21 protein-coding genes and 1 tRNA gene are annotated in these 20,821 nt (G+C 67.8%); 2 read left to right on the top strand and 20 right to left on the bottom strand.

The window, feature by feature from the left end:
* Positions 1–99: 99 nt before the first annotated feature.
* The 3 genes from A5696_RS12770 to A5696_RS12760 form a co-directional block, all read right to left on the bottom strand.
* Positions 100–789 (bottom strand): MIP/aquaporin family protein, encoded by a 690-nt coding sequence (locus A5696_RS12770; protein ID WP_197516962.1) that lies wholly within the window; start codon positions 787–789, stop codon positions 100–102.
* A 93-nt stretch (positions 790–882) separates the two neighbouring features.
* Positions 883–1,470 carry a TetR/AcrR family transcriptional regulator gene (locus A5696_RS12765; RefSeq protein ID WP_067878772.1) on the bottom strand — a complete coding sequence of 196 codons (588 nt, stop codon included), beginning with the start codon at positions 1,468–1,470 and terminating at the stop codon, positions 883–885.
* 100 nt (positions 1,471–1,570) lie between these two features.
* The gene (locus A5696_RS12760) at positions 1,571–2,479 is read right to left on the bottom strand and encodes an alpha/beta fold hydrolase (protein ID WP_067878769.1); all 909 of its coding nucleotides are present in this window, start codon (positions 2,477–2,479) and stop codon (positions 1,571–1,573) included.
* A 296-nt stretch (positions 2,480–2,775) separates the two neighbouring features.
* Here A5696_RS12760 and A5696_RS12755 point away from each other — a divergent pair, with 296 nt between their 5' ends.
* Positions 2,776–3,123 (top strand): thioesterase family protein, encoded by a 348-nt coding sequence (locus tag A5696_RS12755; RefSeq protein WP_067878767.1) that lies wholly within the window; start codon positions 2,776–2,778, stop codon positions 3,121–3,123.
* Between the two features lie 100 nt (positions 3,124–3,223).
* Here A5696_RS12755 and A5696_RS12750 read toward each other — a convergent pair whose 3' ends face one another.
* The 12 genes from A5696_RS12750 to A5696_RS12695 all read right to left on the bottom strand — a co-directional run bounded on the left by A5696_RS12750 (position 3,224) and on the right by A5696_RS12695 (position 14,133).
* On the bottom strand, positions 3,224–4,630 hold the full coding sequence (locus tag A5696_RS12750; protein ID WP_082956508.1) for a NarK/NasA family nitrate transporter: 1,407 nt from the start codon (positions 4,628–4,630) through the stop codon (positions 3,224–3,226).
* Between the two features lie 301 nt (positions 4,631–4,931).
* Positions 4,932–5,657: a DUF2993 domain-containing protein gene (locus tag A5696_RS12745; protein ID WP_082956509.1), complete on the bottom strand. Its 726-nt coding sequence runs from the start codon at positions 5,655–5,657 to the stop codon at positions 4,932–4,934.
* A 543-nt stretch (positions 5,658–6,200) separates the two neighbouring features.
* Positions 6,201–6,277: transfer RNA gene (locus A5696_RS12740), tRNA-Pro, on the bottom strand.
* A gap of 60 nt (positions 6,278–6,337) precedes the next feature.
* A complete protein-coding gene (locus A5696_RS12735) occupies positions 6,338–7,087 on the bottom strand; it encodes an IclR family transcriptional regulator (protein WP_067878761.1) in 750 nt (249 codons plus the stop codon).
* Positions 7,084–7,914 (bottom strand): cyclase family protein, encoded by an 831-nt coding sequence (locus A5696_RS12730; protein WP_067878758.1) that lies wholly within the window; start codon positions 7,912–7,914, stop codon positions 7,084–7,086. Before A5696_RS12730 ends, A5696_RS12735 begins: the two co-directional genes overlap by 4 nt.
* 13 nt (positions 7,915–7,927) lie before the next feature.
* Positions 7,928–8,722: an SDR family NAD(P)-dependent oxidoreductase gene (locus A5696_RS12725; protein WP_067878754.1), complete on the bottom strand. Its 795-nt coding sequence runs from the start codon at positions 8,720–8,722 to the stop codon at positions 7,928–7,930.
* A gap of 170 nt (positions 8,723–8,892) precedes the next feature.
* A complete protein-coding gene (der, locus tag A5696_RS12720; RefSeq protein WP_067878752.1) occupies positions 8,893–10,293 on the bottom strand; it encodes a ribosome biogenesis GTPase Der in 1,401 nt (466 codons plus the stop codon).
* Positions 10,290–10,973, bottom strand: coding sequence for a (d)CMP kinase (gene cmk, locus A5696_RS12715; protein ID WP_067878750.1), 684 nt, complete (start codon positions 10,971–10,973; stop codon positions 10,290–10,292). The genes der and cmk overlap by 4 nt, the downstream gene beginning before the upstream one ends.
* Complete coding sequence (locus A5696_RS12710; RefSeq protein WP_067878748.1) at positions 10,970–11,713, bottom strand: pseudouridine synthase; 744 nt, start codon at positions 11,711–11,713, stop codon at positions 10,970–10,972. The genes cmk and A5696_RS12710 overlap by 4 nt, the downstream gene beginning before the upstream one ends.
* Entirely contained in the window at positions 11,713–12,408 is a 696-nt protein-coding gene (scpB, locus tag A5696_RS12705; protein ID WP_067878746.1) for an SMC-Scp complex subunit ScpB, read from the bottom strand. Before scpB ends, A5696_RS12710 begins: the two co-directional genes overlap by 1 nt.
* 52 nt (positions 12,409–12,460) lie before the next feature.
* A complete protein-coding gene (locus tag A5696_RS12700) occupies positions 12,461–13,273 on the bottom strand; it encodes a segregation/condensation protein A (protein ID WP_067878743.1) in 813 nt (270 codons plus the stop codon).
* Positions 13,270–14,133: a ParA family protein gene (locus tag A5696_RS12695; RefSeq protein WP_067878740.1), complete on the bottom strand. Its 864-nt coding sequence runs from the start codon at positions 14,131–14,133 to the stop codon at positions 13,270–13,272. Before A5696_RS12695 ends, A5696_RS12700 begins: the two co-directional genes overlap by 4 nt.
* Positions 14,134–14,332: 199 nt before the next feature.
* Here A5696_RS12695 and A5696_RS12690 point away from each other — a divergent pair, with 199 nt between their 5' ends.
* The gene (locus A5696_RS12690; protein ID WP_067878737.1) at positions 14,333–15,085 is read left to right on the top strand and encodes an O-methyltransferase; all 753 of its coding nucleotides are present in this window, start codon (positions 14,333–14,335) and stop codon (positions 15,083–15,085) included.
* Positions 15,086–15,161: 76 nt separating this feature from the next.
* On the opposite strand, the gene xerD is transcribed toward A5696_RS12690, so the two are convergent.
* From xerD to steA, 5 genes are all read right to left on the bottom strand, one after another.
* A complete protein-coding gene (gene xerD / locus A5696_RS12685; RefSeq protein WP_067878734.1) occupies positions 15,162–16,103 on the bottom strand; it encodes a site-specific tyrosine recombinase XerD in 942 nt (313 codons plus the stop codon).
* The gene (locus A5696_RS12680; RefSeq protein ID WP_067879186.1) at positions 16,100–16,723 is read right to left on the bottom strand and encodes an NUDIX hydrolase; all 624 of its coding nucleotides are present in this window, start codon (positions 16,721–16,723) and stop codon (positions 16,100–16,102) included. The genes xerD and A5696_RS12680 overlap by 4 nt, the downstream gene beginning before the upstream one ends.
* Positions 16,716–18,470, bottom strand: coding sequence for a CTP synthase (locus tag A5696_RS12675; RefSeq protein ID WP_067878718.1), 1,755 nt, complete (start codon positions 18,468–18,470; stop codon positions 16,716–16,718). The genes A5696_RS12680 and A5696_RS12675 overlap by 8 nt, the downstream gene beginning before the upstream one ends.
* Before the next feature lie 132 nt (positions 18,471–18,602).
* Complete coding sequence (locus A5696_RS12670; RefSeq protein ID WP_067878714.1) at positions 18,603–19,547, bottom strand: copper transporter; 945 nt, start codon at positions 19,545–19,547, stop codon at positions 18,603–18,605.
* Positions 19,548–19,566: 19 nt separating this feature from the next.
* Complete coding sequence (gene steA, locus A5696_RS12665; RefSeq protein WP_067878712.1) at positions 19,567–20,748, bottom strand: putative cytokinetic ring protein SteA; 1,182 nt, start codon at positions 20,746–20,748, stop codon at positions 19,567–19,569.
* Between the last annotated feature and the right edge of the window lie 73 nt (positions 20,749–20,821).

The raw sequence follows: 20,821 nt of genomic DNA, 5'->3' as shown, positions 1-20,821 counted from the left end.
CGCGGCCCGGCCCAGAGATCAGCGCTGCGACGCTCGGATGCCAGCGGACCACGGGATCGGCTGGCCGCCATAGCATTTGGGCTCATGGTCGGCTGCCGTTTACTTGTCGTCGGGGTTGAGGACGCGGAACATCAGGCCGGCGCCGGCGCCGGCAACCAGTTGTGCGGCCACATAGATCAGCGTCGACCAGGCGAACAGTCCCATCGCCGCGCCGCCCACGACCACGGCGGGGTTGAAGGCGCCCCCCGATATCCCGCCGACCGCGACGGCCCCGACCGCGACCGTGAACCCGATCGCCAGGCCGTAGAAGGAGTTGTCAGCGTTGTCCTTGCTCGTGGCCACGTTGAGCACGACATAGGCGAGTGCGAAGGTGAACAGCAACTCGCCAACGAGCGCACTCGTCATGGCATGACCAGCCGGTGCGACGGCGCGGGCCTGCGAAGCATTGACAACCGCCCGGACCACCGGAGCAGCCGCGACACCGCCGACGAGTTGGGCAATCCAGTACCCGAACGCGTCGGTGCGTTCGATCCGGCCGCGGACGAGCGCAGCGAGCGTCACGGCCGGGTTGTAATGGCCGCCGGAGAGGTGCCCGCCGGCATACACCATCACCATCAGTGCCGACCCGATCGCCAGCGGAGCCAGCGCAGCGCCGCCGCGCACGGTGGCCCCGACGGTGAACACCAAGAAGAATGTGCCGATCAGCTCGACGGTCATCTTGCGGATGGTCGAGGGCCGACGCGCCGCGACCGGCGTCGGAGGTTTTGTGACCGGAAAGGCGTTCGTCATACCAGGCTCCTCTAAAAACTGAACGTTTAGTTTCCGAATGCAGCCAACACGCTGCAAGGCGGCTTTGATCCCGCCGGATCTGTGATGTCAGTCTCAGCGCGCCAGGCCGCGCATCGCCGCGTCCACGATCGCGTCGGCGGCGTTGCGATCAAGCGGTGCGTGACCGGCGACCAGCCGGTACATCGCGGGCCCGAAGATCAGGTCGATCGCGGCCTCTGAATCCACGTCGGGCCGCAGCTCCCCCCGCGCGACGCCGCGGTCCAAGATCGCCCGCACCAATTCCCGTCGAGAGCTCACGAGGTGCTCCCGCAGTTCCTTGCCGATCTGGGGATCGAACTGCGCCTCCCCGATGAGTTGGGCATACGCTCGGCCATTTTTGCTGCGGTAGAAGCGGATCAGACCCCGGAGCGCCTGGCGGAAGTCTTCCTCGGCCGACCCCGTGTCGGGGTCCGGCGACTCCTTCGCCATTTCCGACAGGAACGCCTCGACTGCAACCGCGTATTTGTTCGGCCACCACTTGTAGATCGTCGCCTTGCTCACGCCGGCGCGGGTGGCGATCTCGTCGGTCGTCATCGCACGCAGGCCTACCTCGTTGATCAATTCCGACGTGGCGCGCAGGACGGCCGAACGGGACTGCTCGCTGCGTGGTCGGCCCGGACGAGACCTCGGATCCTCAGCCACCCGTCACCTCTACACGCAAATAACTGAACCCAATGTTCACAATTATGCAGCGTGGCGGCCCGCGCCGGGTCTCCGTTAAGGGCAGCGACTTGGTGGGTGCCTATTCGTCGCGCCGGGAGATCCGTTCGATGTGGGCGAGGAAGTGCGTCAATACCGCGTCGGGCGCCTCGATCTGCGGCCAGTGCCCGATGTCGTCGGCGAGCATCACCACATCGGGGTCGGGGATCACCTCGGCGTAGCGGCGGGCCATGTGGGCACCGGAGTTGGGGTCGACCGGCCCGTCGATCAGCCGCATCGGAACCGTGGTCTGGCGCATGGCGCGCACCCAGCGGTTGCGGTGCTTGTACCGATCGTTGATGAACCGTCCGACCTTGTGCAGCACTCGGCGGCCGTCGTTGTAGTCCAAGATCTGGTTGAACACGTCCATCATGCGCCGGGTCGGCTTGGTGTTGGGCCCGAACATCTCGCGCAGTGTGGGTTCCAGTAGCCGCCGGGACAGCGGACTGTTCTGCACATGGCTGAAGACGTCGCCCAACGGGGTGCCCGACATCAGCTTCTGCGCCGCCCTGGGCGTGTACGACTCGATGAACATGCCGCCGTTGAGCCAGGTGATCGAGTCGATGCGCCATTCGCCGTACGCCTGCTGCCCGAATTCGTGACGGGCCAACAGTTCCTGGCCCACCGAATCGCCGATGTCGTGGGCCAGGATGTGCGCGTTGTGGATGTCGAGGTGCTGTAGGAGCGCCTCGTGCATGTCGGCGTGGTCGGTGACCGAGTATTCGTAGGCCACGGGTTTCGCGGAGAATCCCATACCCATCATGTCGGGTGCGACGACGGTGAACCGTTGCGTCAGTGTGGGCCAGATCGCCGCCCAGTCAAAGGTGTTGAACGGATAGCCGTGGATCAGCAGCAGCGGCGGCCCGCTCCCCTCGACGCGGTAAAAGATGTCGAAGCCGAGGTAGTCGAAGTACTCGCCGGAGTCCAGCCAGCGTTTCAGATCGGCGTCCATGACGGTGATCCTCCTTAGGCCGCGACGCTGTGCAACCGAACCCGAGTCAGACTAACCAGCGTTAGGCGTGGTTCGCGAGGGAAGCGGGGAACCGGCGCGTTACCAGGCGACACCGACGGGAGCACCCGCCTCACCGGTGACCACGGGTGCCGGCGCCGCTGATAACGTGCGGTTCTCTTGGGCTGTTGCGTTCTCGCACCGATGTTTACGCGCTGTGCCCGCAGAATCGTCGGGATGGCCGTTCTGGTTGGGTGCCGGCGATCAAGGGCTTTTGGCGGACGCGTTAGCGTGTAGTTATGCGCTACCAAGTGACCGACGCCGACACCGCCGCACAGATCGGCAGCGGCGATGTGCCGGTGCTCGCGACTCCACGGCTCATTGCATGGCTGGAAGCGGCCACCGTGCAAGCCGCTGCGCCGTTCGCCGGTTCTGGCCAGACGACCGTCGGTACCGCGGTGCGCATCGAGCACCGGCGCGCGACCCACGTAGGCGGCACGGTAGAGGTCACTGCCGAGCCCCTATCGCCGGTCGATGGGCGGCGGCTGACGTTCGAGGTGAAGGCGACCGACGATTCAGGGCAGGTTGTTGCTCGCGGTGAAATCGATCGCGTAATCGTTGACCGCCAAAAGTTCCTCGACCGGTGACCAGCAACTCATCTTGTGCAGAGGCTCATGCGGATTCTGCGAAGGGGCATTGAGATGCCGCGCCCATCGTGACGTGTCAGTACCCGTGACCGCGGCGCGCCTAAGGACCACCGGTCTCGACAAGCGATGTTTCGCGCAACTCTGGTTTCGCCTCGGCGGGGGGCCGCCGCACGTAGACCCACCACGTCAGCACTGACCCAATGAGGTAGCACAACAAGAAAAAGCAGAACGCCGTCGTTTCCGAGCCTGTGGTCAGATAGGACTGTCGCAGTGCCAGATTGATCAATACACCGCCGAACGTGCCGATCGCGGCGACGATTCCGATCACGGCACCGGACATCGCACGAGCCCAGTGGCGGCGTTCGGCCTCGGCGGCGTTCACGGCGCGGCTGCGCGATTCGAAAACCGCCGGGATCATCTTGTACACGGCGCCGTTGCCGATCCCGCACAAAACAAAAAGTGCCATGAAACCGACGATGTAGCCGGTCATGGTGATGGCGCTCAAGGGGCCGGAGCGATTGTCGGCGTGCGCACTCACCTCGATCAGCGCGCTGACAGCAGCAATCATGGCAACCAGAGCTCCCAGGGTGACGGCGCCTCCGCCGAGGCGGTCGGAGAGCCTGCCGCCATACATCCGGGCCAGCGACGCTAGCAGCGGTCCGAGAAAGGCGACGCGGGCGGCATGCAACGACGCCTGCAGCGCACTTTGCCCGGTGGCCATGTAGTTCATTTGCAGCACTTGGCCGAAGGCGAACGAGAATCCGATAAATGAGCCGTACGTCGCGACGTAGAGCACCGCCAGGATCCAGGTGTCGCGGTGCACCAGAGCCGCTCGCATGGGTTTGTGTTCGGCGCGGGGCAGCTCCATGTTGTCCAGAAACCATGCCGACCCGAGCGCGGCCAGTGACAACAGCACCAGATAGATCGCGCATACCCAGTAGGGCTGCCGGTTACCGGCGGTCGCGAGCACTACCAGACCTATCACCTGGATCATCGGCACCCCGATGTTTCCACCGCCACCGGCAATGCCCAGCGCCGCGCCTTTGAGTCGCTGCGGGTAGAAGACGTTGACATTGGCGACCGCAGCGGAGAAGTTGCCGCCGCCCATGCCGGTCAACGCCGCACACACCAAATACATCCATAACGGCCGACCGGGGTTGGCCAGCAGCAGGATCGTGCCAACCGTCGGGATCAACAGCGCCAGCGAAGAGAACACCATCCAGTTGCGGCCGCCGAACTTGGCCACCGCCGCCGCGTACGGGATGCGCAGACAGCCACCGACGAGGGTCGCGGTAGCACCCAGCAGAAGCTTGTCGGCCGGCGAAAGGCCGTACACGGACCTCGGCATGAACAACACCATCACCGACCAGATCGACCAGACCGAGTAGCCGACGTGCATGGCGAACACAGACCAGATCAGGTTCCGCCGGGCGATCTTCTTATTGCCCGCCTCCCAAGCCGCGAGGTCCTCGGGATTCCAATTCGCAATGCGTTGCGCCCGGCTCATCGGCAATCCCCCAGAACTTCCGTGATCAAGGTCGGCCTTCGATGACGCTAAGCACGAAAGCTCCACGGTGCCCTACGAGTAGCTGTGAGTTGACAACGAATTCAGCTCGCCAGGCGCAACGACCCTAGTGAAATCACCATTGATACAAGGCAATTCTCTTTCGATAAGCGAAACTTGTTAATCAGCAACGCCTTACAGCAGCCTAGGAGGCCCAAGCACGTCACTCCACAACGTCAGTCGGCGCCATGGCTACGCTCCGCGCGATCTCCCACCCACGCCCGCTGCGATGGGCTGAGCCGAATCAGACTCCGCTGAAGCAGTCTTGACCGGTCTGAGACGACGACGATGCCGCCGGGATGGTCGCGTTGGTGGTGGAAAACGTTGCCTCCACACCGGTATCCGTGACCTTGACGTTGTCGGCGTGAATGCCGAGCGGATAGTTCTGGGTCGCTTTGGACGTGAGACTGTCTAGATTCGTCTGCACCTTGTCCGTCGACATCTTGGAGCCCAGCGCGGTCAAGTTGACCACCTGCAGTGACAGCCCGTCATTGGCGATCTGCGGCTTGACAGTGGCGCTGTCGAGGAGACCCTTCAACTGGATCGTTCCATCGCCGGGGTTGGTGGTGACTTTGCTCGTCACGAAACTGCCCAGCACCGGGATGGCGTTCTGGATCGATTCCTTGATGCCGTCCGATGACCAGGTGATGGTGCCGTTGAGCGCGCCGATGGTGCCCTTGGAGTTGTTGGTGTCACTGAGGCGAAGGTCCTTGATATTGATGTTGACTTTCATGCCCTTGGCGCTGCGCACCTGATTGCCGGCAGTCTGCACAGAGATGTCGGGATACTGGCCGCTGAAGTACTGCCAGAGCATTGGCGGCATGGAGGCGAACGACACGGTGGCGCTGTCCTGCACCTCGCACGCCACTGCGCTTGCCACCTTGCTGCCGACCAGGTGGCGGAGGAATAGCTCGGCACCGACCACGGCGGCCAGGATGACCACCAGCACGATGGCCAGGACAAGAGCCATCGACCGCCGGTTGCCCCAGAAGCGGCGTCGGCGTGGGGCCGGCGCTTCGCTCCGCGGCTGCTGAGTAGGCAGCCGAGTGGTCGCCTGCTCCGGCTGTCTTGGCGGCGGGCCGGGCTGATGCTGCCGCGGGGTCGGCGGGCGGCCCGGCGGATACGGCTGCGGAGTCGGCGGGCGGCCGGGCGGCTGTGGTCGATTCGGCGGTGGCGGCGGGTATGGCCGGCCGGCCTGAGGAATCTGTCGGGTCGGAGATCCCGATGGGGGCGCGGGCTGGGGCCCTGGACGTACCGGTCCCCCGCTGCGGCCGGGCGGCTCGGCGGGACGATTCCATTCCGGGGAATCGCCGCGCGAGGGCCCCTGGGGAGTTGTCATTAGCGCCATTGTGCCTTGTCAACATGAACGCGTCTGCGACGGACATGAGGTTCGTCGAATACGGGCGCTGGGTTTGCCCGTTGAAGGCAAACTGGCGCAGCGGTCTGGGAGGCATCTCCTCGAGTCGAGTGTCGTGACCGAGCACTTGCGCCTGTTTCGTGCCTCGGACTGACATGGTCGGGCTGACAGGATTTGAACCTGCGACCACTTGACCCCCAGTCAAGTGCGCTACCAAACTGCGCCACAGCCCGGATGCCGCCTGAATCACCGGCAGCAGGTCGACAGCCTACAGCAGACGACCCGCCACCTTACTAATGCCCGAGTGACCTGCGACTCTCCTGCACCCAGGCCAGCAGGGCCTCCGCTAGCTCCGACTCGCGCCGGTAGAACCGCTGCGCCGGAACGGGCACGCTGACCGCCACGAGTTGCTCGCCCACGCCGGGCAGCACGGTGCCGACCGCGCAGACGCCCTCGGTCTGCTCCTCGCGGTCATATGCGACGCCCTCAATCCGGACGCGTTCGAGCTCCCGGCGCAGCGCCGCCGGCGTCGTGATGGTGTTGTCGGTCAGCCGGGCCAGCCGGCTGGGCAAGGCCTGCGCTCGCTGCTCTGGCGGCAGGCTTGCCAGTAGCGCTTTGCCGTTGGCACAGCAGTGCAGCGGAAACGACTCCCCGACCGCGCTGATCGCCCGCAGCCGGTGCGGCGAGACGACCTGGTCGACGAACGTCACGCGGTCGCCGTCGAGGATCGACAGGTCCACGGTCTCCTCGAGCTCGCGCGACAGCTCCTCCATGAGCGGGTGCAGGTCCATCACCACGCCGAGCCGCACGGTGGCGGCCATGCGCGCGATCTCGGGCCCGAGCCGATATGGGCCGCGCGCACCCCGCGAGGCCACCAGGCCTTCGTCGTCCAGTGCCCCCAGGATCCGGCTCACCGTCGAGCGCGCCATGCCCAGCCGCTCGCCGATCTCGGCCTGGCTGAGTCCGCCAGGGTGCGCCTGCAGCAGCCGCAGCATCTCGGCCGCACGCGCGATCACCTGGATGCCGGCGCCGTCGGACGTCACGCCGCCCGCCCGGTCTCGAGGCGATACGTCCCGGTCGGGTCGACGATCGCGACCAGGCGGACGATGCAGCCGTCGCCGCCCACCCAGCGCCAGGGGAACGCGGCGAAGGTGACGCGCTTTCCGGTGACCTTGTCCAGGTCTCCCCCGACGTTTTCGAAGCCGTAGATGCCCTTGGACAGGATCGTGCGGTGGCAGGGCTCCCACTCGGGAAAGTCGTCGAGCGCCTTGCGGCCGGTCTCCTGCTCGTATTCCCTTACCGCCCAGGGCAACAGGCCGCCGGTGTGTTCGGCCGGGCCGTGGGGGGCGATCGAGGTGGCCATCGGGTGGTCCAGCGCCTGGGTGTCGGTGCCCACGGCCTTCACGCCCTTGGCCGCGAACCACTCCCCTGCCTCCTTGTAGAACCCCGGCGAGTAGGCGTAATACTCGGCGCTGTCGGCGTAGGTGTGGTGCCAGCCGGTGTTGACGATGACGATGTCACCGGGCCGGATCTGCGGTGTGGCGTTCTCCAGGTCCTCGGCGGTGACGACCTCCCACTTCTTCTTCGGGATCGAGACGACGACGCCGGTGCCGAAAAACGCGCTCAGCGGGATCTCGTGCAGGAACGGCGTTCCCTCGACGACGTGCGCGGGCGCGTCGATGTGGGTGCCGGAATGCATGACGGTGGTGACCTTTTGGGTCAGCACCCGGCTTCGTGCCATGTTGTGCAGGCGCTCGATCTTGACGTCCTCGAAGTACGGCCACGCCGGCACGCCATGCCCCCACGGATGCGACAGGTCGTAGAACTCCAGCTTCGATTCGGCGTCGCCGAGGGGCCAGGTGATACTCATGATTTCCTTTCGATCAGCACGCGGTGTAGCCGCCGTCGAGATACATCACCTGGCCGGTGAAGAAACTCGACGCGTCGCTGAGCAGGTAGATCAGGGCGCCGACGAAGTCGTCGGGTTCGGCGAAGCGGCGCAACGGGATTCGGGCGAACATGGCCTCGCGGGTTTGGCGGCCCTTCTCGTCGTCGGCGAACATCCACTCGGTCACCTCGGAGCGGAAAACCGTTGGCGCCAGGGCGTTTACCCGGATGCCGTCCGGGCCCCACTCCGCGGCCAGGCTCTTGGCCAGCAGGTCGGTGGCGCCCTTCGACGGGCAGTAGGCGCTATAGCCGGCGGGATGACCGAGGGAGCCACGGACCGAGGACACGAGCACGACGCTGCCGCCGGACCCCTGCTCGAGCAGCACCCGTCCGGCAGCCTGGCACACCAGCCATGCCCCGCGGGCGTTGGCGCCCATCACCTTGTCGTAGTCCTCGACGGCCATCTCGGTGATGGGCGCGACGTGGTTCATGCCCGAGGCCACGAGAACCCCGTCGAGGCGGCCGTGCCGGGCGACGGCGGTCTCGACCATCTCCTGGGCGTCGGCCGGGGTGTCGGCGCGACGGGTGACCACCGCGGCGTCATCGATGCCGAGGTCCCGCAGTGCCGCAGCGTTGCCGCCGGCCAGCGTCAGCCGCGCGCCGGCTTCGGCCAGCGCCCGGGCGGCGACGCTACCGAGGGCGCCGGTCGCGCCGGTGATCAGGATCGACTTGCCCTGCACGCTGAAACGCGACACGGTTGCCTCCGTACTCCCACGATGCGGGCATGTCAACCCGCACTATAAGAGACAGTAGGAGGCCGGGCGGCGCAAAGTCAACAGATCGTCCTGTGATACGGCTTTCACATCCCACACTGCGGGATCGACAGCTCAGTTATACCGCTGGCGCTACCGTTTTCGAGAGCCGCCTAATGGTCCAGAAAAGCCGCGCGCATCCCAGGCGCTCAGCGGCGTTTCGCTCCCCGCTTCTCGCGCACCCGCACGTTGATCCGGATCGGGCTGCCCTCGAACCCGAACGTCTCGCGCAGCCGCCGCTCCAGAAAACGCCGGTAGCCGGCCTCCAGGAAACCCGTGGTGAACAGCACGAACGTCGGCGGGCGGGCGGTGGCCTGGGTGGCGAACAGGATGCGTGGCTGCTTCCCGCCGCGCACCGGCGGCGGCGTGGCCGCCACCACCTCTTTGATCCACGCGTTAAGCTGCCCGGTCGAAATCCGCGTGTCCCAGGACTCCAGCGCGGTCTCCATCGCCGGCACCAGCTTCTGCACGGCGCGGCCCGTCTTGGCGGAGATGTTGACCCGCTGCGCCCACCGCAGCTGCGCCAGCTCGCGGTCGATCTCGCGCTCCAGCAGCTCGCGGCGGTCCTCGTCGACCAGGTCCCACTTGTTGAACGCCAGCACCAGCGCACGGCCGGCCTCGATCACCATCGACAGCACCCGCTGATCCTGTTCGGTCAGGGTCTGCGACGCGTCGATCAGCACGACCACCACCTCGGCCGCGTCGATCGCCGAGTGGGTGCGCACCGACGCATAGAACTCGTGCCCGCTGGCCTGGCCCACCTTGCGCCGCAGACCCGCGGTGTCGACGAACCGCCAGACCTTGCCGCCCAATTCGATGAGCGAGTCGACCGGATCCACGGTCGTCCCGGCGACATCGTGAACCACCGAACGCTGGTCGCCCGCAAGCTTGTTCAGCAGTGAGCTCTTGCCCACGTTGGGCTTGCCGACCAGAGCCACCCGCCGCGGACCGCCCGCCGCCGGCGCCGCCTCCGACACTTCGGGCAGCGCGGCCAGCACCTCGTCGAGCAGATCGGCGACGCCGCGGCCGTGCATCGCGCTGACGGCGTGCGGCTCGCCGAGCCCCAGCGACCACAGCTCGGCGACGTCGGCCTCGGCCTTGTCGCTGTCAACCTTGTTGGCCGCCAAGAAGACCGGCTTGCCCGAACGCAGCAGGATCCGCGCGGCGGCCTCGTCGGCGGCGGTGGCGCCGACGGTCGCGTCGACCACCAGGATCACCGCATCGGCGGTGCGCATGGCCACCGACGCCTGCTCGGCCACGAGCTGCTGCAAGCCCTTGGCGTCGGGCTCCCACCCACCGGTGTCCTGCACGACGAACCGCCGCCCGGTCCACAGCGCGTCGTAGGACACCCGGTCGCGCGTGACACCCGGGATGTCCTGCACCACCGCCTCGCGTCGGCCGAGGATCCGGTTGACCAGGGTCGACTTGCCGACGTTGGGCCTGCCCACCACTGCGACGACGGGCGCGGGGCCTGGCTCGTCGACGTCGGAGAGTTCGGAATCGACCGCCTCCCAGTCGCTTTCGTCGACCCAGGTGCCGTCCTGCGTCACCGCACCGCCCCGCTCTTCTCCCGCACCAAAGCGAGCAGGTGCGCGATCACCTGCGCCTCGGTCATGTCGCTCGTGTCGACGACCACCGCGTCGGGCGCCGCGCGTAGCGGCGACACCGCCCGGGTGGAATCGAGGTGATCGCGGCGCCGTACGTCGGCCAGCACCGCCTCGTAATCACCGGGCAGGCCGGACGCGACGTTCTGGTCGTCGCGGCGCTTCGCCCGGGTTTCAGCCGAGGCGGTCAGGAAGATCTTCACCGGCGCATCGGGCAAGACCACCGTTCCGATGTCGCGGCCCTCGACGACGACGCTGCCCGGCCCCTGGGCCATCGCCCGCTGCAGGGCGACCAGTCGGGCGCGCACCGCCGGCACAGCGGATACCGCCGAGACCGCCCGGGTGACCTCGTCGCCGCGGATCTCCACCGAAACATCTTCGCCGGCAAGGTAACACCGTTCGGCATCGGGATCGTAGCTGACCGACAGCTGCACCTGCGCCGCCAGAGAACCGACCGCCTCGGCGTCGGCGGGATCGACGCCGGCGCGCAGCACCGCCAGCGTCACGATCCGGTACATCGCCCCGGTGTCCAGGTAGCGGGCCCCCAGCGCGCGCGCCAAACCCTTTGACACCGAGGACTTCCCGGTGCCGGCCGGGCCGTCGATGGCAACTACCACGCCGGTCACAGCCCAACCGCCTTGTACAGCTGCCCGACCTCGTCGCGCCGCAACGCGCGGATGCTGCCCGGGCGCTGCTCCCCCAGCGACACCGCGCCGATGTCGGTGCGCACCAGCGACTCCACCGGGTGGCCCACCGCCGCCAGCAGCCGGCGCACGATCCGGTTGCGGCCCTCGTGTAATGTCAAGCGCACCAACGTCTTCCCCGGAATGGCGTCCACCACGGCGAAATCGTCGACGCGCGCCGGCCCGTCCTCCAGCTCGATGCCGGCGCGCAGCTTCTTGCCCAGCCCGCGCGGCACCGTGCCGCTCACCGTCGCCAGGTACGTCTTGGGCACCTCGTGGGAGGGGTGCATCAACCGGTGCGCCAGCTCGCCGTCGTTGGTCAGCAGGATCAGCCCCTCGGTGTCGGCATCCAGCCGGCCGACGTGAAACAGCTTCTTGGTGCCGCGCACCCGGCGCTCCACCAGGTCCCCGATGCACGGCCGGCCGCGGTCGTCGGACATGGTCGAGTGCACGCCGCGCGGCTTGTTCAGGGCCAGGTATACCAGCGAGTCGTCGAGCAGCACCCGGACGCCGTCGACGCGGATCACCGAGGCGTCCGGGTCGACGCGGGTGCCGAGCTCGGTGACCACCTGCCCGTCCACGTCGACGCGGCCGTCGACGATCAACTTCTCGGCGGCGCGGCGCGACGCGATTCCGGCCTGGGACAACACCTTTTGCAGGCGGACCCCTTGACTGTCGTCCATCAATCCTTGTCCACGTCGAAGGACAAGGACTCCGCGGAGGCCGAACCGCCCGCGAGTTTGATGAAACGTGGCTCGTTGTCCAGGGATTCGCTCAGGTCCTCGATGGTGTCGACGTCGGGCAGCAGCGGCGCGATGTCGGGGAGGTCGGCCAGCGACGTCAGCCCCAGCCGCTCCAGGAACAGCTCGGTGGTGGCGAACGTCGTCGCGCCGGTGTCGTCGTCGACGCCGGCCTCGGTGATCAGGCCGCGCGCCAGCAGCGTGCGCATGACGGCGTCGACGTTGACGCCGCGCACTGCGCTGACCCGCGCCCGCGTCACGGGCTGCCGGTAGGCGACCACGGCCAGCGTCTCCAGCGCGGCCCGGGTGAGCTTGGATCGCGCGCCGTCGAGCAGCAGCTTCTCGACGTACGGCGCGAACCGCGCGCGGGTGTACATCCGCCAGCCTTCGCTCGTCTGCCGCAGATCGATGCCGCTGTCGCGTTCGGTCAGCTCGGCGGCCATCTGCTGCAGTCTGGCCGCGATGCGGTAGACGGGTTGCTGCGTGGCCGCGCCCAGCGCCTCCGCGGTGACGGGTGTGTCCACCACCAGCAACAGCGCCTCGAGCACGGAGCCGAGCTCGTCGGCGTCCATCGGCGCCGCCTCGGCGATGTCCGGGATGCCGTAGTCCAGATCGACTTCGGGCAGCTCGTCCGTCATCTGCGCCGCTCCTCCTCACCGCTGCGCGCTGCATCGTCGGCGGCGCGGTCCATTATTCGTCCCGCACTTCCACCGGACGCTGCCCGGTCCACGAAATTTGCAGCACGCCGAGCGGCTCTGACTGGTCGAATGCTACCGTCCGCGTCCGATACAGCTCGAGCAGCGCGAGGAAGCGCCCGACGACCTCGATCGGCGCCTGACAGTCGGCGACCAGTTCGGAAAAGGTCGCCCAGTGGCCGCTGCCCCGGGCCTCCAGGATCGCCAGCAGCTTTTCGGCCTGCTCGGGGACCGAGACCTGCAGCTCATGGAGGTGACCGATGGCCACCGTCGGGACCGGGCGCGGGGTAAACGCGACCGCGGCGATCTGCGCGAACCGTTCGGCGTCGACGCCGAGCATCACCTCGGGCAGCAGCTCGGTGAACCGGTCCTCCAGCGACACCGCGCGCGGGTAGCTGCGCAGCGCCGCGGCCTCCAGCTCGGCGAACATCTCGGCGACGTGTTTGAAGGCACGGTACTGCAGCAGGCGCGCGAACAGCAGGTCGCGCACCTCGAGCAGCGCCAGGTCCTCGTCGTCGTCGACCTGCCCGGCCGGCAGCAGGCGGGCGGCCTTGAGGTCGAGCAGCGTCGCCGCGATCACCAGGAACGCGGTGGTCTCCTCCAGGCCCAGCTGGGAACCGATCTCTTTGGTGTAGGCGATGAAGTCGTCGGTGACCTGGTGCAGCGCCACCTCGGTGACGTCGAGGCGATGGGCGAAGATCAGCTGCAGCAGCAGGTCGAACGGCCCCTCGAAGTTGGTCAGGCGAACCCGGAAGCCGTCCTTGGCTGGCGCCTCACCGTTGGCCCCTCCATTTTGCAAGCCGTTCACGCGCCGAATCGGTGGATGAACTCGCGGGCCAGCGCGCGGTAGGCGATCGCGCCGGTCGATCGCGGCGCCCACGTGGTGATCGGCTCGCCCGCGACGCTGGTCTCCGGGAACCGGACGGTCCGGGTGATCACGGTGTCGAACACCAGGTCGCCGAAGCGCTCCACGACGCGGGCCATGACCTCGCGCGAATTCACGGTGCGCGGGTCGTAGCGGGTGAGCAGGATGCCGCTGATCTCGAGTTTCGGGTTGAGCCGATCGCGCACCTTGTCGACGGTGTCGGTGAGCAGCGCCAGGCCGCGCAGCGAGAAGAACTCGCACTCGGTCGGGATCACCACGCCGTCCGAGCAGGCCAGACCGTTGACGGTGAGCAGCCCCAGCGACGGCTGGCAGTCGATCAACACGTAGTCGTAGCGGTCCAGCACCGGGTACAGCGCGCGGCCCAGGGTCTGCTCCCGGCCCACCTCGTTGACCAGCTGGATCTCGGCCGCCGACAGGTCGATGTTGCTGGGCACCAGATCCATGTGGTTGACCCGGGTGTGGAGCAGCACGTCATCGATCGACACCCGCGGCTCGACCAGCACGTTATGGATCGTCTTCTCCAGCTCGTAGTGCGGGACGCCCAGGCCCGCCGACAGCGCCCCCTGCGGGTCCATGTCCACCAGCAGCACCCGCCGACCGTACTCGGCGAGCGCGGCACCAAGGTTGATCGTCGAGGTGGTCTTCCCGACGCCGCCCTTCTGGTTGCACATCGCGACAACCTTGGCCGGGCCGTGCGACGTGCGCGGCGCCGGCTCGGGGATCGCCCGCGGGGGGCGTCCCGTCAAGCCGATCTCGACGCCGTTGTCCGGGTGCTCGGTCATCACGCCCGGCGTGTTCGGGAGGTGAACATCGCTCGAAAGTCTAGCGGCTTCGACCATTTAAGCCGGGCGCCGCGCGGGCGAGTCACCAGCCAACATGCGCAGAAATCGCTGGTGGAGCGCACCTTTGCGCGCAGGGCTAACTCCAGTCACACCAGCACCATTGCGGTCGCGGCGGGGGCCGGCGCTAACGTGGGTTTACATGGATCTCAAGCGGCGACTGCCCATCCTGCGGTGGTCGGTGTGGCGGATGGCCACCGGCGCGCGCAACATCACCACGACGGGTCAGATCGGCGACGGGCGAGAGGCCGCCGCAGCCGAATACGTGCTGCGGAAAGCCCGCGCCGGCGACATCGACGACGTGCTGGCCACCCTGGACAAGTTCGCGTACGAGAAGTCGATGCTGATGAGCATCGGAGACGAGAAAGGGCAGCTGCTCGATGCGGCCGTGCGGCGCGCCGATCCGGCGCTGGCGCTCGAGCTGGGCACCTACTGTGGCTACGGCGCGCTGCGGATCGCCCGTGCCGCCCCCACAGCGAAGGTGTACTCCGTCGAGCTCGCCGAGGCCAACGCCGCCAACGCCCGACGGATCTGGGAGCACGCAGGGGTCGCCGACCGCGTGACGTGCGTGGTCGGCACCATCGGTGACGGCGGGCGTACGTTGGACGCTCTGGCCAATGAGTATGGATTCGCTTCCTGCGCAGTCGATTTCGTGTTCCTGGACCACGACAAGAACGCCTACCTGGGCGACCTGATGAGCATCGTGGACCGGGGCTGGCTGCGCCCGCGCGCGATCGTCGTCGCCGACAACGTCAGAATCCCCGGCGCGCCGAAGTACCGCAACTACATGCGCGGGCAGCAGGGCCGGCGGTGGAACACCGTCGAGCACAAGACGCACGTCGAGTACCAGTCGCTGGTGTCCGACCTGGTGCTCGAGTCGGAATACCTGGGCTAGCGGTACCCGCCGCGAGCAGACGCAAAAGCCCCTTATTTCGGCACGAAATGGGAGCTTTTGCGTCTGCTCGCGCCAACTACTGGGCCCGGGGATGCGCCCCCGCCCACACCTCGCGCAGCGCGTGCACGGTGACCAGCGTGTAGATCTGCGTCGTCGTCACCGAGGCATGCCCGAGTAACTCCTGCACGACCCGGACGTCCGCGCCACCCTCGAGCAGGTGGGTCGCGAAGGAATGCCGCAGCATGTGCGGCGACACCCCCGAGGTGATGCCGGCGCGCTCGGCGGCGTCCTGCAGCGCCTGCCACGCGCTCTGCCGCGACAGCCGGCCGCCGCGGGCGTTCAGGAAGATCGCGGGCGTGCCGCGGCCCCGGCGCGCCAGGTCGGGCCGGCCGCGCACCAGGTACGCGTCCAGCGCCTGCACGGCGGGCCGCCCGATCGGCACCAGTCGCTGCTTGCCGCCCTTGCCGCGCAGCAGCACCGACCGGGCTTCGGTGTCGATGTCGTCGACGTCGAGGCCGACGGCCTCGGAGATCCGAGAACCGGTGGAGTACAACAATTCCAGCAGCGCGCGGTTGCGCAGCGTGAGCGGGCCGTCGCTCGGGCTGTCGCCGCCGGCGCCCTCCAGCAGCGCCAGCACCTGGTCGATCGTGAGGCTCTTGGGCAGCCGACGGCCGGGGGTCGGCGGCCGCACGGCCCGCGCCACGTCCAGTTCGGCGAGGCCTTCGGCGGCGGCGAACCGGTGCAGGCCGCGCACCGCGATCAGGGCCCGCGCGGCCGACACCGCCGACAGCGCCGCCGTCCCGGCCTCCGGGTCGCCGCGGCGCAACGCCACCAGGAACTCGCTGACGTCGTCCTCGCCGACCTTGGCCAGGTCGTGAATTCCGCGGTCCGCCAGGTGCTTCGAATAGCGGCGCAGGTCGCGGCGATAAGAGCTGAGCGTGTTTTTCGCCACCCCTCGCTCGATCGTCAGGTGATCGAGGTAGCCCTGCAGTTGCACGTCCAGCGCCGGCGCCGTCATTGCGCGGCCTTCCGCGCGGCGAACGCGGTCGGCTTGTCGATCCACGGGCTGTCCGCGGGCCGCGTCAGCATGAACTCGGTGGTGACGACGTGCGCGGCCAAAATCCCCGCCACCGCAATGGCATTGACGATTTCGCCGCTGAGCACCTTGCGGACGGCCTCCTCGAGCGGATACCAGGCCAGCGTCATGTCGGCCTCTTCGTCGTGCGCCTCGGGGCGGTCCACCTGGGTGAGCTCGGTGGCCAAATAGATGCGCACGGATTCATCGCTGAAGCCGGGCGTGGAATCGAGGTCGACAAGCGCCCGCCAGGTGTCGGCCTTCAGCCCCGCCTCCTCGTGCAGCTCCCGCGCGGCTGTCACTTGGGGAGGCTCGCCGCCGACGTCGAGCAGCCCGGCGGGCAGTTCCCACAGTCGTCGCCCGAACGCGTGCCGGTACTGATAGACCATCGGGATGTTGCCGTCGTCGTCCATGGCCACCACGGCCACCGCGCCGAAGTGCTCGACGACCTCACGGGTGACGATCTTGCCGCCGGGCATCCGCACCCGATCGCGGCGCAGCGCGAAAATCTTTCCGGTGTGCACCGTTTCGGATGACGCCGTCTCGAAAACGTGTTCAGCCACGGGCCGCGGGCTCGGGTAGCGGCCGCTCAACGCTGTCTCGGTGCTGGGTGCCGTTGGGCGAGTGCTGCTCGGGGATCTCCACCGGCAGTTGCTCGCCCGCCTGGTAGTCGAGGGCCGCCTTGACGAACGCGACGAACAGCGGGTGCGGCCGGGTGGGCCGGCTCTTCAGTTCGGGATGGGCCTGCGTGCCGACGATGAACGGGTGCACCTCGGGCGGGTATTCGACGAACTCCACCAGGTGGCCATCCGGCGAGGTCCCCGAGAAACGCAGGCCGCTTTCGGCGATCTTGTCGCGGTAGGCGTTGTTCACCTCGTAGCGGTGCCGGTGCCGCTCGGACACCTCCGTGGCGCCATAGGCTTGGGCCACAATCGAATCCGGCTCCAACACCGCCGGGTAGGCACCGAGCCGCATGGTGCCGCCGAGGTCGGCCTCGCCGGCGACGATGTGCTCCTGGTCGGCCATCGTCGAGATGACGGGATCCGGTGTGCCCGGCTCGAATTCGGCCGAGTTGGCCTCCGTGAGACCCGCCGAGCGCGCGGCCTCGATCACGATGCACTGCAGGCCCAGGCACAGCCCCAGCACCGGCAGCCCGCGCGCACGGGCATGGCGGATCGCGCCGATCTTCCCCTCGATCCCGCGGATGCCGAACCCGCCGGGGATCAACACCCCGTGCACGTCGCCCAGTGCGGCCGCGGCGTCATGGGCCTGCGCGCAGTCGTCGGACGGCACCCAGACCATCTCGACCTTGGCGTGATGCTTGAACCCGCCGGCGCGCAGCGCCTCGGTGACCGACAGGTAGGCGTCGGACAGCTCGACGTACTTGCCCACCAAGGCGATCCGCACCGTCTCGTGCGGTTCGTGCACCCGGCGCAGCAGGTCGTCCCATTCGGTCCAGTCGACGTCGCGGAACGGCAGGTTGAGCCGGCGCACCACGAACGCGTCGAGTTCCTCGCGGTGCAACACCTTCGGGATGTCATAGATCGACGGCGCGTCGGGGGTGGAGATGACGCCGTCGATGTCGACGTCGCAGCTGAGCGCGATCTTGTTCTTCAGCGCCTCGGGGACGTCGCGGTCACAGCGCAGGATCAGCGCGTCCGGGGTGATACCGATGCTGCGCAGCGCGGCCACCGAGTGCTGGGTGGGCTTTGTCTTGAGCTCGCCCGAGGGGGCCAGGTAGGGCACCAGCGAGACGTGCAGGAAGAAGACGTTCTCCCGGCCGAGGTCGTGGCGCACCTGCCGCGCCGCCTCCAGGAAGGGCTGCGACTCGATATCGCCCACGGTGCCGCCGATTTCGGTGATGACGACGTCCGGGCGATGCCCGTCGGCATCCGGCAGGGCCATCGCCATGATTCGCCGCTTGATCTCGTCGGTGATGTGCGGAATGACCTGGACGGTGTCGCCGAGATACTCGCCGCGACGTTCCTTGGCGATGACGGTCGAATACACCTGCCCGGTCGTCACATTCGCCGAGCCCGACAGGTCGCGATCCAGGAACCGCTCGTAGTGGCCGACGTCGAGGTCGGTCTCGGCGCCGTCCTCGGTGACGAACACCTCACCGTGCTGGAACGGGTTCATCGTGCCCGGGTCGACGTTGAGGTACGGGTCGAGCTTCTGCATCGTCACGTGCAACCCGCGGGCCGTCAGTAGCTGCCCCAGGCTGCTGGCGGTCAGACCCTTGCCCAGCGAGGAAGCGACCCCACCGCTGACGAAGAGGTGCTTGGTGGCGGTTTGCGGGTGCTTTCGCACAGGCGACCTCCGTGAAGACGGGCAGGGCTTGAAGTTTGTCTAGCGATTAACTAGATGGGCCTGCCGACCCACGGAAATCCACCCTAACATCCACGACGCCGAGTCGCGGGGAACACGCCCGCTACTTCACCCTTACTGAGGCACGGTGATCGAGGTGGCCCCGTGGCCGGTGCCGTACTGCCCGACATGGCCGCCGTTGATCAGGTCGTGCAGGCCCAGGACCGCCGTGATGCGGCCGGGTGCGACGTCGACGTCGTCGACGGTGCTGATGGCCGACGACATGCCGGCGTCGGCCCGGGTGACGGCCACCGCGGCGCCGCCCGTCGCCGCACCGTCGCGCCCCGCCAGCAGGGTGCCCGAGCCGTGCGGGGCCATTGCGGCTGAGAACCGGGCCACGCTGACGCCCTGATTGCCGGCGTCTTGCGGCAGCGCGCCGCCGGTGACGACGAGGGCGGCGTTGGCCGGCCCGAGGTGCTCGGCGGGCTGGTAGGTGATGAACCCGGTGTCGCGCAGCGAGGCCAGCACCGTGTCGCGCTGCGGATCGTCCACGGGCGGCACGGCCGGGTTGGCGTTGACGAGCAGGGCGATGCCCAGCAGATCACCGGCCTGCGAACCCTGGTCGACGAGCTTGGTGCTCAGCTGCTGACCGGCGGGCAGGACCGACGAGTTCACCACCGTCCGAAGCTTCTCCGCGGAGTTGGCGTCGACGAACTCCTGCGTCAGCGAGACCGTTCCGGTCACCGTCCCGCCCGCCTGACCGATGAACTTCGCGACGGCGGCGACGTCGTCGTCCTTGGCGTCGGGGGTGCGGAACACCACCACCGATTTTCCGCCCAGGGCGTCGTGCAGTATCCGGCCGGCTAGCTGGTTATCGAAATTGTTTGCCGCGGCCAGCTTTTCGTTCATCGCGTTCTTTTGGTCGTTGAGCCCGCTGATCTGGGTGTAGAGGTCACGCTTCTCGGCACGCAGGCTGGAAAGCAGCGTGTCCGACAAGAATCCGGAGCCCAGCACGACTCCCACGGCCAGCGCCAGGAAGACGGCGGCCAGCGACAGGGCATGTTGGCGTAACGAGATCATTTACCGCACCGTCCTCGAACTAGGTGATCAGGTGCTGCACCCAGAGGGAGAAGTGGTTCCAGTAGTGGGTGATCCAATGCAGCACCACACCGTCGGTGCGGGACACCCACAGCGCCACGATGACGGCGATCAACATGGTCAGCGCCAGCAATGCGATGGCGCCCGCCGAAATGTGGTTGCGGTACAGCGTGGCAACGGCTTTGGCGTCCACCACCTTCTCCCCCACCCGAAGCCTGGTCAAGAACGTCGAGGGGTTGCTTTGCGCGCGCGTCCGGTCGAAGAACGTCTCGATGTTGGCAGTGTGGCCGGCTGTCACGAGCAGCGCGGCGCCGTGGTGGTCGGCCAGCAGCAGGGCCAGATCCACCGCCGAACCGGCGGCCGGGAACGTCATGGCGCCGACGCCGAGATCCTGAATCCGTTCCAGCCCGGGCGCGTGGCCGTCGGCGTCGGCGGGCAGCACCACGTGGGCGCCGCACTTGAGGGCGTCGGTGCTGATCTTGTCGGGGTCGCCGACGATGATCTGAGGCCGATACCCGGCCTTGCGCAACACATCCGCGCCGGTGTCGACACCGATGAGCACCGGCTGGTACTCCTTGATGAAGGGCTTGAGCGAGCGCAGATCGTCCTCGGCGCTGGGCTCGTCGGCCACGATCACCACGTGCCGGCGGCGCAGGTCGACGTCGATGTCGGGAATGCCGATACCGTCGATCAGCAACGGGCTTTCGCTCTTGATGAACTCAATCGTGTTGCCGGCGAACGCCTCCAGGTGGGCGGCCAGGCCGCTCTTGGCCTCGCGCATCAGGTCGGCGATGTCGTGGTCGGTGCGCTCGGTGCCGCGGACCAGGCGGCGGTCGCCGGAGTACACCCCGCCTTCGTAGAGGCGGATCTTGGCGCCGTCCTTGACCTTCTTGAAGACCTCGGGTCCGGTCTCGTCGATGAGGGTGACGCCGTTGTTCACCAGAACCTCGGGCCCCAGGTTCGGGTAGCGGCCCGAGACCGACGGCGAGGCGTTGACGACGGCGGCGATGTCGGCCTCGACGAGTGCGTCCGCGGTGATGCGGTCCAGATCCAGGATGTCGAGGACCACGATGTCGCCGGGACACACCCTGCGCAGCAGGCGGTCGATGTTCCGGTCGACCCGGGCGGTGCCGGTGAGGCCGGGCCGGGACGTGTTACGCGATAGCAGACCTGACATCTTCATGGGGGCGATTCTGTCCGTGAAGCCCGGGACAGGCGAGTAGGCGCGCCGTAACATCCGCCTCATAAGTTATCTA

The sequence above is a fragment of the Mycobacterium sp. E2699 genome (genome assembly GCF_001666745.1).
Taxonomy (GTDB): domain Bacteria; phylum Actinomycetota; class Actinomycetes; order Mycobacteriales; family Mycobacteriaceae; genus Mycobacterium.
This window is presented reverse-complemented; position numbering and strand designations above follow the sequence as displayed.

What these genes read in the sequence shown, in the direction of transcription:
- A5696_RS12670 (WP_067878714.1), bottom strand. Translation starts at nt 19,547, where the DNA reads ATGATCTCGTTACGCCAACATGCCCTGTCGCTGGCCGCCGTCTTCCTG.
- scpB (WP_067878746.1), bottom strand. Translation starts at nt 12,408, where the DNA reads ATGACGGACGAGCTGCCCGAAGTCGATCTGGACTACGGCATCCCGGAC.
- A5696_RS12755 (WP_067878767.1), top strand. Translation starts at nt 2,776, where the DNA reads ATGCGCTACCAAGTGACCGACGCCGACACCGCCGCACAGATCGGCAGC.
- A5696_RS12710 (WP_067878748.1), bottom strand. Translation starts at nt 11,713, where the DNA reads ATGGACGACAGTCAAGGGGTCCGCCTGCAAAAGGTGTTGTCCCAGGCC.
- A5696_RS12730 (WP_067878758.1), bottom strand. Translation starts at nt 7,914, where the DNA reads ATGAGTATCACCTGGCCCCTCGGCGACGCCGAATCGAAGCTGGAGTTC.
- A5696_RS12770 (WP_197516962.1), bottom strand. Translation starts at nt 789, where the DNA reads ATGACGAACGCCTTTCCGGTCACAAAACCTCCGACGCCGGTCGCGGCG.
- A5696_RS12690 (WP_067878737.1), top strand. Translation starts at nt 14,333, where the DNA reads ATGGATCTCAAGCGGCGACTGCCCATCCTGCGGTGGTCGGTGTGGCGG.
- A5696_RS12695 (WP_067878740.1), bottom strand. Translation starts at nt 14,133, where the DNA reads ATGACCGAGCACCCGGACAACGGCGTCGAGATCGGCTTGACGGGACGC.
- A5696_RS12760 (WP_067878769.1), bottom strand. Translation starts at nt 2,479, where the DNA reads ATGGACGCCGATCTGAAACGCTGGCTGGACTCCGGCGAGTACTTCGAC.
- steA (WP_067878712.1), bottom strand. Translation starts at nt 20,748, where the DNA reads ATGAAGATGTCAGGTCTGCTATCGCGTAACACGTCCCGGCCCGGCCTC.
- A5696_RS12750 (WP_082956508.1), bottom strand. Translation starts at nt 4,630, where the DNA reads ATGAGCCGGGCGCAACGCATTGCGAATTGGAATCCCGAGGACCTCGCG.
- A5696_RS12745 (WP_082956509.1), bottom strand. Translation starts at nt 5,657, where the DNA reads ATGGCTCTTGTCCTGGCCATCGTGCTGGTGGTCATCCTGGCCGCCGTG.
- xerD (WP_067878734.1), bottom strand. Translation starts at nt 16,103, where the DNA reads ATGACGGCGCCGGCGCTGGACGTGCAACTGCAGGGCTACCTCGATCAC.